This window comes from Methylobacterium endophyticum, from assembly GCF_050591105.1.
Lineage (GTDB): Bacteria > Pseudomonadota > Alphaproteobacteria > Rhizobiales > Beijerinckiaceae > Methylobacterium.
Genome location: NZ_JBNHES010000009.1, coordinates 53,349 through 66,747, shown reverse-complemented (window position 1 = coordinate 66,747; position 13,399 = coordinate 53,349). Strand labels below are relative to the sequence as shown.

At 71.6% G+C, this 13,399-nt stretch carries 12 protein-coding genes; 9 read left to right on the top strand and 3 right to left on the bottom strand.

What is annotated here, in order from left to right; translation table 11 throughout:
• Position 1: 1 nt before the first annotated feature.
• Positions 2–1,366 (bottom strand): 8-oxoguanine deaminase, encoded by a 1,365-nt coding sequence (locus ACP56T_RS12020; protein ID WP_430912351.1) that lies wholly within the window; start codon positions 1,364–1,366, stop codon positions 2–4.
• Between the two features lie 77 nt (positions 1,367–1,443).
• Positions 1,444–2,442: a hypothetical protein gene (locus ACP56T_RS12015; protein WP_430912350.1), complete on the bottom strand. Its 999-nt coding sequence runs from the start codon at positions 2,440–2,442 to the stop codon at positions 1,444–1,446.
• A gap of 423 nt (positions 2,443–2,865) precedes the next feature.
• Between ACP56T_RS12015 and ACP56T_RS12010 the strand changes: the two genes are divergently transcribed.
• The 9 genes from ACP56T_RS12010 to atzF all read left to right on the top strand — a co-directional run bounded on the left by ACP56T_RS12010 (position 2,866) and on the right by atzF (position 11,462).
• Positions 2,866–3,609 (top strand): GntR family transcriptional regulator, encoded by a 744-nt coding sequence (locus tag ACP56T_RS12010; RefSeq protein ID WP_430912349.1) that lies wholly within the window; start codon positions 2,866–2,868, stop codon positions 3,607–3,609.
• A 165-nt stretch (positions 3,610–3,774) separates the two neighbouring features.
• Positions 3,775–4,449, top strand: coding sequence for a cysteine hydrolase family protein (locus ACP56T_RS12005; protein ID WP_430912348.1), 675 nt, complete (start codon positions 3,775–3,777; stop codon positions 4,447–4,449).
• A 62-nt stretch (positions 4,450–4,511) separates the two neighbouring features.
• The gene (locus ACP56T_RS12000) at positions 4,512–6,095 is read left to right on the top strand and encodes a regulator (RefSeq protein WP_430912347.1); all 1,584 of its coding nucleotides are present in this window, start codon (positions 4,512–4,514) and stop codon (positions 6,093–6,095) included.
• A 52-nt stretch (positions 6,096–6,147) separates the two neighbouring features.
• Positions 6,148–6,330, top strand: a complete 183-nt coding sequence (locus ACP56T_RS11995; RefSeq protein ID WP_430912346.1) for a DUF4089 domain-containing protein — start codon at positions 6,148–6,150, stop codon at positions 6,328–6,330.
• Between the two features lie 5 nt (positions 6,331–6,335).
• Entirely contained in the window at positions 6,336–7,733 is a 1,398-nt protein-coding gene (locus ACP56T_RS11990) for an AtzE family amidohydrolase (RefSeq protein WP_430912345.1), read from the top strand.
• A gap of 13 nt (positions 7,734–7,746) precedes the next feature.
• A complete protein-coding gene (hpxZ, locus tag ACP56T_RS11985; protein WP_430912344.1) occupies positions 7,747–8,136 on the top strand; it encodes an oxalurate catabolism protein HpxZ in 390 nt (129 codons plus the stop codon).
• Positions 8,137–8,277: 141 nt separating this feature from the next.
• A complete protein-coding gene (locus ACP56T_RS11980) occupies positions 8,278–8,499 on the top strand; it encodes a hypothetical protein (RefSeq protein ID WP_430912343.1) in 222 nt (73 codons plus the stop codon).
• Positions 8,500–8,631: 132 nt separating this feature from the next.
• The gene (locus ACP56T_RS11975) at positions 8,632–9,531 is read left to right on the top strand and encodes a LysR family transcriptional regulator (RefSeq protein ID WP_430912342.1); all 900 of its coding nucleotides are present in this window, start codon (positions 8,632–8,634) and stop codon (positions 9,529–9,531) included.
• A gap of 95 nt (positions 9,532–9,626) precedes the next feature.
• On the top strand, positions 9,627–11,462 hold the full coding sequence (atzF, locus tag ACP56T_RS11970) for an allophanate hydrolase (RefSeq protein WP_430912341.1): 1,836 nt from the start codon (positions 9,627–9,629) through the stop codon (positions 11,460–11,462).
• A gap of 49 nt (positions 11,463–11,511) precedes the next feature.
• Here the strand turns inward: atzF and ACP56T_RS11965 are convergent, their stop codons facing one another.
• A complete protein-coding gene (locus tag ACP56T_RS11965) occupies positions 11,512–13,320 on the bottom strand; it encodes an adenine deaminase C-terminal domain-containing protein (protein ID WP_430912340.1) in 1,809 nt (602 codons plus the stop codon).
• Between the last annotated feature and the right edge of the window lie 79 nt (positions 13,321–13,399).

The following is a 13,399-nucleotide window of genomic DNA, read 5'->3' as shown; positions in this document are numbered from 1 at the left end:
CTCAGGCGGTGCCGAACAGAGAGCGGGCGAGCCGGGTGTGCTCCTCGCGCAGGCGCCGTGTGTCGAGGCCGATGGGATTGCCGTCGATCACCTTCCAGGCGCCCGCCACCATCACCCGGTCGGCCTTGTAGGCCCCGCAGAGCACCAGCGCCGCGAGCGGATCGTGGCTGCCGGAGAAGCGCAGCTCGTCGAGGGTGAAGAGCGCGAGATCGGCCTCGCGGCCCTCCTCGATGCGGCCGATGTCGGAGCGCCCGAGGCAGCGGGCCGAGCCCTCGGTGGCCCAGCGCAGCGCGTCGAGATGCGTGACCTTCTCGGCCCCGTAGGTGAGCCGGTTGAGCATCAGCGCGTGGCGCACGCCCTCGATCAGGTTCGAGTTGTCGTTGGAGGCCGAGCCGTCGACGCCGAGCCCCACGGGGCTGCCGGCGGCCTCCAGTTCGCAGGTGCGGCAGCAGCCGGAGGCCAGCGTCATGTTCGAGGTCGGGCAGTGGCAGATTCCGACACCGGCACGCCCGAGGCGCACCACCTCGTCGTCGTTGAAGTGGATGCCGTGGGCGAGCCAGGCCCGGTTCGTCATCCAGCCGACCTCCTCGAGATAGTCCACCGGGCGCTGGCCGAACATGGCGAGGCAGTAGGCGTCCTCGTCGAGGGTCTCGCCGAGATGGGTATGGAGGCGGCAGTCATGGGCGTCGGCGAGCGCAGCGCTCTCGCGCATCAGCCGCTTGGTGACGTTGAAGGGCGAGCAGGGGGCGAGCCCGATCTGCACCATGGCGCCGGGGCTCGGATCGTGGAACAGCCGCAGCACCCGCTCGCTGTCGGCGAGGATGGTGTCGTCGTCCTGCACAAGGGCGTCCGGCGGCAGGCCGCCGTCGCGCTCCGACAGGCTCATGGAACCGCGCGTGACGAAGGCACGGATACCGAGCGCGCGCGCCTCCTCGACCTGGATGTCGACGGAGGCTTCGAGGCCCTTCGGGAAGAGGTAGTGGTGGTCCCCCGCCGTGGTGCAGCCGGAGAGCAGCAGCTCCGCGTAGGCGAGCCGGCTCGCCAGCCGGAAGGATTCGGGGTTCAGCTTGTCCCAGACCGTGTAGAGCGACTTCAGCCACGGGAAGAGCGGCTTGTTGATCGCCACCGGATGGGCGCGGGTCAGCGTCTGGAAGAAGTGGTGATGCGTGTTGACGAGGCCGGGGATGACCACATGGCGCGAGGCGTCGAAGGTCTCGTCTACGGGTGCGGAGGGTTTGCCCGCCGCCGGCACCCGCTCGACGATGCGGGTGCCCTCGACGACGATCCCGCCGGCGGACTCCTCCGCCAGGATCGCCATCGGATCCCTGATCCAGAGCCGGCGGGGAGTGGCGGGGGTGTCGGTCATGCGCGCGTCCGTTCCGTTGCCGAGGGTCCGCCGAGGGCGACGGCGGACCCATGCCAGTCCCGGACCATGCGGCCTCCTCAGAAGATGTGGAAGGCGACGCCGGCGAGGAAGCTCTTCTCCTCGGTGCCCTTGAAGTTCGCCGTCTCGCGGTTGCCGAACTTGTTCAGCCAGTATTGGAAGCCGACGAAGACATCGACCTTGTTCGGCTGGTCGTAGACGAGCTTGCCCACGTCGAGCACGAGGTTGGTGCGCGACAGGAATTCGAGGCCTGTCTTCGGGTTGAAGGCGAAGGCGGTGACGTCCTGCACGCCCCGGCCCTTGGGCAGGACGATGTTGTTGAAGCCGGCGAGGCTCAGCGGCAGCCCGGTGAAGGCCAGCGGGAAGTTGTAGACGATCTCGAACTCGGGGACCGTGTTGAAGCTGACGTCGCGGTTCGGCTGGAGGTTGAAGCCGTTGCGGTTCCACTCCTTGTAGGCGTGGACCGACACGTTGAGGAAGCCGGCCGGCACGTCCACCGAGAAGGCGAGGCCGCCGACCACGTCGCGCTTCTTCGGGCCGAAGGCGGTGTTCTTGGAGTTGGCGTCGAAGCCGTAGGCGAGCGACACGTCCTTGATCAGGCCCGGAATCGTGAACGCCTTGGTGCCGGAGAGCGCGTTGAGGCTGAGCGTGCCGCGATACAGGCCGTAGGCTTCCGTCGCGCCCTCGGTGCCCTGGAAGAAGCCGCCCGGCACGTTGGTGGTGCCCGACGGGTCCTGCGAGGACGACTTCAGGATGTCGAGCGAGAAGAAGTTCGTGCCGTAGGCCCAGGCGTCGGCATGGGAGATGTTGTAGATCTGCTTGGGGATGCCGCGGTTCTCGAACTGGCCGTTGGCCTTCAGCACCTGCACGCCCGGCTCGGCCGCAGGGAACTGGTAGCGATAGCTCACCTGCGTGTCGGCGAAGAGGAAGAACGGCATCTCCTTCACCGGGACCACCTCGGGGGCCTTCTTCTTCTTGACCGCGTCGAGATCGGCGGCGAGCGCTCCTCCGACCAGCCCGAGCGACGTCACGGCCGCCAACAATCCCCGCGCGAACATCTTCTTCTCCTCATTCGCAAAAATCTTGAGGAGCAGGCAGCAACCGATATGCCATCGGCGGCGTTGTCCGAACGCCCGTGAGGGGGTGTCACAGAATCGCAACGTTTTCATCGGCCAAGGCGAAAACGTCGCAGTTTTTATGCCGGATCGGTCCGGCTTTGCTTCCAAGAAGTCGAACAGTCGCGCTCGGGAGCCGGTCGCGGCCTCCGTGAGGAGCGCCCCCGCCTGCCCTCGCCGCGAGCGGTCTGCCCGAAAACCGGTCTCGCGCCCCATTGGCGGCCATGCATACGCGGCGACCGCCGCCCGGCGCGATCACGGTTCGGGGCGGCCCATTGCGGCGGGATGCAAACTCGCCTTTATCTCCAGGGGTCAGCGCATGCGCGAGCGTCGGGCCATGGGGTCGGCGCGCAGAACGAGAGTACCGTGTCAACCGTCCCGACCCGTGCCGAAAGCCTGTCCGACCAGATCGCCAACGCCATCCTGAGCGGGGCCTTCGCGCCGGGCACCCATCTCGACGAGCAGGTCCTGGCCCGGCATTTCGGCGTCTCGCGCACGCCCGTGCGCGACGCCCTGCGCATGCTCAACGGCACCGGCCTGATCGAGCTGCGCCCGCGCTTCGGGGCCACCGTCCGCACCATCACGGCGGACGAGCTCGACATGATGTTCATCGCCATGGGCGAGATCGAGGCGACCTGCGCGCGGCTCGCCACGCTCTCCATGAGCCGGGCGGAGCGCGACGGGCTGCGCGCGCTCCACGAGCGCATGGGCCAGATGGCGGAGGCCGGCGACCAGGAGGGCTATGTCCTCGCCAACCAGGATTTCCATGCGCTGATCTATGTCGGCGCGCATAATTCGGTGGTGGAATCCTTCGCGCTCAACCTGCGCCGGCGCCTGACCCCCTACCGCAAGGCTCAGTTCTCGGCGCCGGGGCGGCTCGCGCGCTCCCATGCCGAGCACGGGCTGGTGGTGCGCGCCGTGCTCGCCCGCGACGCGGCGGCCGCCAACGCCGCCATGCTCGTGCATATGAGCGTCGTCGAGGACGCCTTCGAGGCCCTCGACGCGGCGAGCGCCGCCGACCGCGAGGCGGCCGCCGAGGAGGCGCGCGACCGCCGCGACCGCGCCGGCGGCGCAGCCGGCAAGGGGACGGCCGCGCGCGCCCGGCGCTGACGGCAATCGTCGGCGCGTCTTCGCGCCGCTGCCCATGCAGACGCCAAGTCTTGCGGAATATTCGCGCTGAGAGCGGTCCGTTTGGGCGCGCGCCCGATGCGGCTTGCATACATGATGGGAGCGATTCCAGCGCCTCGCATCGCCGCATCGGAGGGTCTCACGCGCATGTCCAGCCTGCTCCGGGCCGAGCCCGCCCCCCTGCCCTTCGATGCCGCGACCACGGCGCTCGTCATCATCGACATGCAGCGCGACTTCCTGGAGCCCGGCGGGTTCGGCGAGACGCTGGGTAACGATGTCGGCCTGCTCGCCGCCGCCGTGCCGCCCTGCCGGGCGCTGCTGGCCGCCGCGCGCGAGGCGGGCATCCTCGTCGTGCACACACGTGAGGGCCACAAGCCCGACCTCTCCGACGCGCCCAAGGCGAAGCTGGAGCGCGGCGAGCCCACCGCCCGCATCGGCGCGCCGGGGCCCATGGGCCGCATCCTGATCCGGGGGGAGCCCGGCCACGACATCGTCCCGGCGCTGGCGCCGCTGCCCGGCGAGCCGGTGATCGACAAGCCCGGCAAGGGCGCCTTCTACGCCACCGAGCTCGCCGCCGTGCTGGAGGCCCGCGACATCGCCACGCTGCTCGTCTGCGGCGTGACCACGGAGGTCTGCGTGCACACCACCGTGCGCGAGGCCAACGACCGGGGCTACCGCTGCGCCGTCATCGCGGATGCCTGCGGCTCCTACATCCCCGCCTTCCACGAGGCGGGCCTGGCGATGATCAAGGCGCAGGGCGGCATCTTCGGCTGGGTCTCCGATTCCGCCGCGGCGATCGCCGCGCTCGCCGCGAAGAGCTGAATTTCCAGAGGTTCGGGCCCGCGGGCAGACGCGCCTCGCGGGCGAGCACGAGGGAGGGCATCATGACAGGCCGTTCGACCCCATCGTCAGGAGGGCCCGCCCTGTGGGTGCCGGGCGACTGGAACGCCTTCTTCGGCTTCGGCACCAACATCCTCGTCAACATGCTGGTGCTGACGGGGCTGCTGCGCTTCGTGCTGGGCATGCCCGACGCCATCACCTTCGGCCGCATCCTGCCCGCCGTCGGGCTGATGCTCTGCCTCTCGACCCTGTATTACGGCTGGCTCGGCTACCGGCTGGCGAAGGAGACCGGCCGCGACGACGTCTGCGCGCTGCCCTCCGGCATCAGCGTGCCGCACATGTTCATCGTCGTCTTCGTCATCATGCTGCCGATCAAGCTCGCCACCGGCGACCCTGTGAAGGGCTGGGAGGCCGGGCTCGCCTGGGTGTTCATCCAGAGCTTCATCCTGATGGCCGGCGGCTTCGTCGCCCCGGTGATCCGGCGGATCACCCCGCGCGCGGCGCTGCTCGGGACGCTGGCCGGCGTCTCCGTCACCTTCATCGCCATGCGCCCGGCGCTGGAGCTGATCCAGACGCCCGTGATCGGCGTCGTCGCCTTCGCCATCATCCTGCTCGCCTGGTTCGGGGGCCTGCGCTATCCCGGCCGCCTGCCGGCGGGGCTGGTGGCCATCCTGTTCGGCATGGCGATCGCCTGGGGCGCCAAGCTCGTGGGCTTCGACATCGGCGGGGTGAGCGGGCCGGGCCTCTCGGCGGCGCTGCACGGCATCGGCTTCTCGGTGCCGCTGCCCGCGCTCGGTCACGTCTTCTCGGGGTTCGAGTTCATCGGGATCATCCTCGTCACGGCGATCCCCTTCGGCATCTACGACCTCGTCGAGGCCATGGACAACGTGGAGAGCGCGGAGGTGGCGGGCGACCCCTACCCGACCACGCGGGTGCTGACGGCGGACGGTGTCATCAGCCTGATCGGCTGCCTGATGGGCAACCCCTTCATCAACGCGGTCTATATCGGCCACCCCGGCTGGAAGGCCATGGGCGGGCGGATCGGCTACTCCTTCGCCACCGGCATCGTGGTGCTGCTGCTCGCCTGGCTGAACCTGATCTCGCTGCTCTCGAGCCTCGTGCCCGTCGTCGCGATCTCGCCGATCCTGCTCTATATCGGCATGCTGATCGGGGCGCAGGCGTTCCAGGAGACGCCGCACGCGCATGCGCCGGCGATCGTGCTGTCCTTCGCGCCGCATCTCGCGGCCTGGGCCAAGACCCTGATCGACGGAGCGCTCGGCGCCGCCGGCACCAGCGCGGCGGCGGTCGGCATGGAGAAGCTCGGGCAGGCCGGCGTGCTCTATCACGGGCTCGGCGTGCTCGGCGAAGGCGCGATCCTCGGCGGGTTGATCCTCGGCGCGGTGGCGGTGTTCATCATCGAGAAGGACTTCCTGCGCGCCTCCGCCTTCGCGGCGGCCGGCGGGGTGCTGACCTTCTTCGGCTTCATGCACGGGCCTTCCGTCGGCGTCGCGGTGAGCCCGACCCTGGCGCTCGCCTACATGATGGTGGCGGCGCTGCTCTACGCGGCCTCGCGCGGCGGCGTCGCCATGCCGAGGATGGCACCGCCCATGCAGGCGCCGGCGGAATAGGCATCTCGGGCGCGGATCACGGGACGGGACCATGGCGGAGACGGAAGCGGGAATGTCGGCACCGGACCTCACGGCCTTCGCGGAGGCGGCCGCCGCCGTGATCCGCATGCCCGTCGATCCCGCCTGGACGGAGGCGATCGTCGCCAATCTGAAAGTGCTGCGCGCCTGCGCCGACCTCGTCGAGGGCTTCGCGCTCCCCGACGAGGCGGAAGCCGCCCCGGTCTTCGAGGCGTGAGCGGGATGCAGGATATCACCCTCGCCTCGGCGGCGGAGATCGCGGCGGCGGTCTCGTCGGGAACCGTCAGTGCACGGACCGCCGTATCGGCGGCGCTGGACAAGATCGCGCGCCTCGATCCGCGCGTGAACAGCTTCACCGACGTGGTGGCCGGGCGCGCCCTCGCCCGCGCCGAGGCCCTCGACGCGGCGCGCGGCCGGGGCGAGCCCCTGGGACCGCTGGCCGGCGTGCCCTTCGCGGCAAAAAACCTCTTCGACGTCGCCGGCCTGCCGACGCGGGCCGGCGCCAGGATCAACCGCGAGCGGCCGCCCTCGGAGCGCGACGCCACCCTGATCGCGCGGCTGGAGGCGGCGGGTGCCGTGCTCGTCGGCGCCCTCAACATGGGCGAATACGCCTACGACTTCACCGGCGAGAACGTCCATGACGGGGACTCGCACAATCCGCACGCGCTGGGCCACATGACCGGCGGCTCGTCGGGCGGCTCGGGCGCGGCGCTCGCCGCCGGGCTGGTGCCGCTGACGCTCGGCTCCGACACCAACGGCTCGATCCGGGTGCCCTCGGCCTTCTGCGGCTGCTTCGGGCTGAAGCCGACCTACGGGCGCCTGACGCGGGCGGGCAGCTTCCCCTTCGTCGGCAGCCTCGACCATCTCGGCCCCATGGCCCGCTGCGTCGCCGATCTCGCGCTGGCCTACGACGCCATGCAGGGGCCCGATCCCGAGGATCCGGCCGCATCGCCCCGCCCCGCCGAGCCGGCCCTGCCGGGCCTCGAGACCGGCATCGGCGGCCTGCGCATCGCGGTGGCCGGCGGCTATTTCGCCCGCGGCGGCGACGCGGACGCCTTCGCGGCGGTGGCGAAGGTCGCCCGCGCGCTCGGCGCGGACGGGACCGTCGAGATCCCCGAGGCGGCCCGCGCGCGGGCGGCGGCCTATCTCATCACCTCGGCCGAGGGGGCGACGCTGCATCTCGACCGCCTGAGGACGCGGGCGAGTGATTTCGACCCCGCCGTGCGCGACCGCCTGATCGCGGGGGCGATGGTGCCGGCGACCTGGGTGGAGCGCGCGCAGCGCTTCCGCCGCTGGTATCGTGACGCGGTGCTGCGACTGTTCGAGTCCGTCGACGTGATCCTGGCGCCCTCGACCCCCTGCCGCGCGCCGCTGGCCGGGCAGAAGACCTTCGTCCTCGACGGGGTCGAGCTGCCGGTGCGGGCCAATATCGGCGTGTTCACGCAGCCGATCTCCTTCATCGGCCTGCCGGTGGCGGCGGTGCCGGTGCGGATCGACGACGGCCTGCCGCTCGGCGTGCAGGTCATCGCCGCGCCCTGGCGCGAGGCGACGGCGCTGCGCGTCGCCAGGGCCCTGGAGCGCGACGGCGTCGCCGCCGCTCCCGCCGCGATCCTCTCCTGACCCGAGGCTGCCCGTGATCATCGACGACCCCGCGACGAAGGCCGAGGTCGAGGCCGTCTTCCGCCGCTACGAGGCGGCGCTGGTCGGCAACGACGTGGCGACCCTGGAGGACCTCTTCCGGGACGACCCCCGCACCATCCGCTACGGCGTCGGGGAGAACCTCTACGGCATGGACGCGATCCGCGCCTTCCGCCGGGGTCGCTCTCCGGCGGGGCTGGCCCGCGACCTCGCCCGAACCGTCGTCACCACCTACGGGACCGACATGGCGGTGGCCTCGACCCTGTTCACCCGCCCCGGCGCCCCCGGCAAGGTCGGCCGCCAGAGCCAGACCTGGGTGCGCCTGCCGGAAGGCTGGAAGGTGGTCGCTGCCCATGTCAGCGTCATCGACGGCACGGCGGACTGAGCCGGGCGGCCTTTTCGATTTTCTCGACCGTTTCGTTCGATCTTATTCGGGTTTTCGGAAGGCTGGGACGGGGCCATCTTCTCTCCATCGAAGGACGGGCCGCAGGGGCGGTGCCGTCATCGCCCGAAGATGGAGCCCGTCATGTCCCGTATCCTTTCCGCCGCCGTCCTCTCCGCCTCGCTCGCCGCCGGCCTGTCCGCGACCGGCGCCATGGCCCAGAGCTACACGGCCCCCGCCGGCATCTCCGCCCAGGCCGCCTCGGTGGCGCCTGCGCCGCGCGCCGTCACCGCCCCGGACGCCTATGACGGCCTCGCCACCGGTTCGGTGACGCCCGCCCGCCAGGGCCGCCCCGTCCGCCGCTGATCCGAAAGCCCCGCTCCCTGCCGGAAACCGGTCCCGCCCGCGCGGGGCCGGCTTTTCCGTGTCCGGGCCCGGCTTCGGGCTTGCTTACGACATTCGTCGGACGGCGCGCGTCCGGGGTGTCAGGACATCGGCATGCAGGGGCCCGGAACACCGACCCTCGATCAGTTGACCGTCTTCCTCACCGTGGTCGAGGTCGGCAGCTTCGCGGCGGCCGGGCGGCGGCTGAACCGCGCCACCTCCGTCATCAGCTACGCCATCGCCAACCTGGAGATGCAGCTCGGCCTGCCCCTGTTCGACCGCGAATCCACCCGCAAGCCCCAGCTCACCGAGGCCGGGCGCGCGGTGCTGTCGGAGGCGCGCACCGTCGCCCACAGCATCGACGCGCTGCGCGCCAAGGTCGGCGGCATGCTGGGGGGACTGGAGGCGGAGGTGAGCCTCGTCGTCAGCGTGCTGCTGCCCGGTTCGCGGCTGGTCGACGCGCTCACCGCCTTCCAGGCGGAGTTCCCCACCGTCGCCCTGCGCCTGAACGTGGAATCGCTCGGCGCCGTCCAGCAGCACGTCATCAGCGGCAAGGCGGCGGTGGGCGTCAGCGTCGAGATCTGGCAGCAGGGCGGCGATCCCCTCGAGCAGATCGCGGTGGGCGAGGTCGAGATGCTGACCGTCGCGGCCCCCTCGCATCCCCTCGCCCTGGCCGACGGCACCGTGGCGGGGCTCGCGCGCGAGCATACCCAGCTCGTCGTCGCCGACCGCTCGCCGCTCTCGGCGGGCCAGGAGTTCGGCGTCATCGCGACCCGCACCTGGCGGCTCTCCGATCTCAGCTCCAAGCATACGCTGCTGCGCGCCGGCATCGGCTGGGGCAGCATGCCGGCGCATCTGGTGCAGGAGGACCTCGCGCTCGGGCGCCTCGTCGAGCTGCGCATTCCCGAGGCCAAGCACCGGCGCCTGCCCTTCACCGCCATCTACCGCGCCGACCGGCCCCCCGGACCGGCCGGGCGCTGGCTGATCCGCCGCTTCGCCGAACAGGCGGGATGAGTGGCAGCGGGCTTGCTGGTAGTCTGCCGAAGGCGCATCGGAGCGCCGGCACGGTGCCTTTGCGCGGTGCAATCGTGTATACATCGGAGGCATCCATGAGTGCTGGCGGGCAGCAACCGGGCGCGGCCCGGCTCCCGGCGGTCCTGACGCTGGCGGCGCTCGCCGAGGGCTACGGTTCCGGGGCCTTCACGCCGGTCGACGTCGCCGGGGCGATCGCCGACCGCATGGAGGCCGGCGCCGACCCCGCCGCGTTCATCACCCCCGTCGCGCGGGCCGCGCTGATCGACGCCGCGCGCGCCCTCATGGAGCGTCATCCCCGTCCCGGCTCGCTGCCGCTCTGGGGCGTGCCCTTCGCGGTGAAGGACAATATCGACGTCGCCGGGATGCCGACCACGGCGGCCTGCCCCGCCTTCGCCTATACGCCTGAGGCCGATGCCGCCGTCGTCGCCAGGCTGAAGGCGGCGGGCGCGCTGGTGACGGGCAAGACCAATCTCGACCAGTTCGCCACGGGGCTGAACGGCACCCGCTCGCCCTACGGCGCGCCGCGCAGCGTGTTTTCCGCCGACCACATCTCCGGCGGGTCGAGCTCCGGCTCGGCGGTGGCGGTGGGGGCGGGGCTCGCCTGCTTCTCCCTCGGCACCGACACCGCCGGCTCGGGCCGGGTGCCGGCGGCCTTCAACAACATCGTCGGCATCAAGCCGACGCCGGGCCTGCTCAGCACCACGGGGCTCGTGCCGGCCTGCCGCAGCCTCGACTGCATCAGTGTCTTCTCGACCTGCGTCGCCGACGGCATCGCCGTGCGCCGCGTCGCCGAGGGGTTCGATCCGGCCGATGCCTATTCCCGGCGCGTCGCGGCCGTCCCGTTGCCCTCGGCGCCGGTCTTCGGCGTGCTCTCGGCGGCGGATCGCGCGTTCTTCGGCGATACGGAGACCGAGCGGCTCTACGAGGCGGCGATCGCGCGCCTGGCCGCCATGGGCGCGAAGCCGGTGCCCGTCGACTACGCGCCCTTCCGCGAGATCGCGGCGCTCGTCTATGGCGGCCCCTGGGTGGCCGAGCGGCTGGCGGCGCTGGAGGCGTTCTTCGCGAGCCACGCCGACGCGTTCGATCCGAGCGTGCGGGCGATCGTCGACGCCGCGCAAGGCTACAGCGCGGTGGACGCCTTCAGGGCCCGCTACCGCTTCGAGGCGCTGAAGCAGGCGACCGACGCGATCCTCGCGGAGGTGGACCTGCTGCTGCTGCCCACCGCCCCCACCACCTACACGGTGGCCGAGATGCGCGGCGATCCGATCGTGCTCAACAGCCGGCTCGGGCTCTACACGAACTTCGTCAACCTGCTGGGGCTCGCGGCCATCGCCGTGCCGGCCGGGTTCCGCGCGGACGGCCTGCCGGCGGGCGTGACCCTCGTCGGGCCGGGGGGCGGCGACGAGGCGCTGGCGCCCTTCGCCGATCTCGTCCATCGCGGCGCCGCCTGCGGCATGGGGATCGACCGGACCGCCGCCGTGCCAAAGCCGCCGCCCGCCGAGGAGGCGGAGCCGGACGGAATCGCGCTCGCCGTCGTCGGCGCCCATCTCTCGCGCCTGCCGCTGAACCGGGAGCTCGTCGAACTCGGCGCCGGCCTGCTGCGCAAGGCGCGCACCAAGGCCGATTACCGGCTCTACGCGCTGCCCGGCACGGTGCCGGCCAAGCCTGGCCTGGTGCGCGATCCCGGCTTCCACGGGCCGGGGATCGAGGTCGAGATCTGGTCGCTGACGCCCTCCGCCTTCGGGCGCTTCGTCGCGGCGATCCCCGCGCCCCTCGGGATCGGGCGGATCGCGCTGGCGGATGGCGGCGCCGTGGCGGGCTTCCTGTGTGAGGCCCACGCGGTGGCGGACGCGCAGGAGATCACCCATTACGGCGGCTGGCGCGGCTACGTCGCCTCCGCCGGGGATTGAGGGCTCCCGCTCCGTCGCGGCCCTCGCCCCTCGGGACGAGGGCGCGGCGTCAGGCGGGCTCGAACAGCGGCACCTGCCGCATCTCCGGCACCAGCACGAGACCCTTGTCGGTGATGCGGATCTGCGGGATCACCGAGAGGGGGATCAGGTTGAAGCCCATATAGGGGATGGCGCAGCCGGCCCTCTCCCAGGCGACCTTGAGCGCCCTCACCTCCTCCGCGACGGCGCCCACGCGCTTGTCCGAGATCAGGCCGGCCACGGGCAGCGGCACCATGGCGACGACCCGGCACTCCTCGACCACGCAGACGCCGCCCTGGAGCCCGGCGACCGCCTCGATGGCGACCCGCATGTCGGCCTCGTTCAGCCCGGCGACGACGAGGTTGTGCGAATCGTGGCCGACGCTGCTCGCCACCGCCCCGCGCTTCAGCCCGAAGGCGCGCAGCAACCCGTGGGCGACCTCCCCGCTCAGGCCGTGCCGCTCGATGACGGCGACATGGCAGAGATCGTTGCCGGCGAGCGTCGCGGCCCAGTCGGCGCCGGGGGTGATCGCGACGCGCTCGTGCACCAGCTCGATGCCCGGCAGCGTGGTGCGGATGGCGTTGACGGTGCAGGGAGCGGCCGGCAGCGGCGGCACCAGGGCTGGCAGCGGATCGGGCAGGTGAATCGTGGCATAGGCCGGGGCGGGGTAGCGGTAGGGCTTCTCGAGCGCCTGCTCCAGGCGGGGCGTGGGCTTGCGATCCTCGACCACCAGCTCGCCGCCATACCAGGTCGCCTGCGGCACGAGCCCGTCGTCGAGGAGCACGAGGTCGGCCCGGCGCCCGCCGCCCAAGCCGCCGATCTCGCCGTCGAGGCCGTAGCGGGTCGCGGGATGCAGCGAGCCCATGGACCAGGCGGCGGGCTTCGAGATTCCCATGCGCACCGCCTCCCGCACCACCCAGTCGAGCCCGAAGGCGAGCAGGTCCTCGGCGTCGCGGTCGTCGGTGCAGGCGCAGACGCGCTTCCAGGCGGCGCCGTACTCCGTCACGGTGCCGATCGCCTTGGGCAGGCTGTGCCAGGGGGTAGTCGGCGGTCCGCCGCGCAAAAAGATCCAGACGCCGGCTTCCAGCAGGTCGTCGGCGATGTCGGCGTCGATGGCCTCGTGCGTGTCGGTGACGCCGCTCGCCGCATAGGGAGCCACGAAGTCGCGGCCGTAGATATGGCCGGAGACCGGGCGCCCGCGCTCCAATGCTGCGGCGATGATGGCATGCGCGCGCGGATCGCCCATGGCGACGGCGACGAAATCCATCTTCTCGCCGAGCGCCAGGGCCTCCGGCCATTTGTCGAAGAGTGCCGCGATCTTCTCCGGGGTGAGGTCGCCGCCGGCGGTCTCGAGGTCGGGCGTGGTGGCCGGCACCGTGCTCGGCACCGTGAGGTAGATGTTGAGCGCCGCCTCGCGGGCATCCTCCAGCATCCACTCGACGCCGTTCACGTCGAGCACGTTGCCGATCTCGTGGCTGTCGCAGACGATGGTGGTGGTGCCGTTGAGAAGCGCCGCCTCCGCGTAGGCGCAGGCCGTGATCATGCTGCTCTCGATGTGCAGATGCGGGTCCACCAGCCCCGGCGCGATCAGCCCGCCGCGCACGTCGTAGCGGGGCGCGGCGCCATTGTGGCTGCCGGCCGGCTTGACCGCCGCGATGCGCCCACCCGCGATCCAGATCTCCCGGTCGGGCAGGATGCGCTCGGAATAGGTGGAGAGCACGCGCGCGCCGGTAATCACGAGATCCGGCTCGGCCCGGCCGCCGGCGACGTCGGCGAGGCGCCGGGTCATGCGGCTCAGGGGGGCGACCGAGAAGCGGTTCAGCGGCGCGGAACGGGTCATCGGATCCTTCGGTTCTGGCTTGCTCGCGTGGATGATCCGGGCATGCATCGTGCCATGCAAGGCGCCGGAGAGCGTTTCG

Bases quoted from the DNA above. Each gene is read 5' to 3' on its own strand.
- atzF (WP_430912341.1), top strand. From the start codon at position 9,627: ATGAGTGCTGGCGGGCAGCAACCGGGCGCGGCCCGGCTCCCGGCGGTC.
- ACP56T_RS11990 (WP_430912345.1), top strand. From the start codon at position 6,336: ATGCAGGATATCACCCTCGCCTCGGCGGCGGAGATCGCGGCGGCGGTC.
- ACP56T_RS11965 (WP_430912340.1), bottom strand. From the start codon at position 13,320: ATGACCCGTTCCGCGCCGCTGAACCGCTTCTCGGTCGCCCCCCTGAGC.
- ACP56T_RS12000 (WP_430912347.1), top strand. From the start codon at position 4,512: ATGACAGGCCGTTCGACCCCATCGTCAGGAGGGCCCGCCCTGTGGGTG.
- ACP56T_RS12005 (WP_430912348.1), top strand. From the start codon at position 3,775: ATGTCCAGCCTGCTCCGGGCCGAGCCCGCCCCCCTGCCCTTCGATGCC.
- ACP56T_RS11975 (WP_430912342.1), top strand. From the start codon at position 8,632: ATGCAGGGGCCCGGAACACCGACCCTCGATCAGTTGACCGTCTTCCTC.
- ACP56T_RS11995 (WP_430912346.1), top strand. From the start codon at position 6,148: ATGTCGGCACCGGACCTCACGGCCTTCGCGGAGGCGGCCGCCGCCGTG.
- ACP56T_RS12015 (WP_430912350.1), bottom strand. From the start codon at position 2,442: ATGTTCGCGCGGGGATTGTTGGCGGCCGTGACGTCGCTCGGGCTGGTC.
- ACP56T_RS11980 (WP_430912343.1), top strand. From the start codon at position 8,278: ATGTCCCGTATCCTTTCCGCCGCCGTCCTCTCCGCCTCGCTCGCCGCC.
- ACP56T_RS12020 (WP_430912351.1), bottom strand. From the start codon at position 1,366: ATGACCGACACCCCCGCCACTCCCCGCCGGCTCTGGATCAGGGATCCG.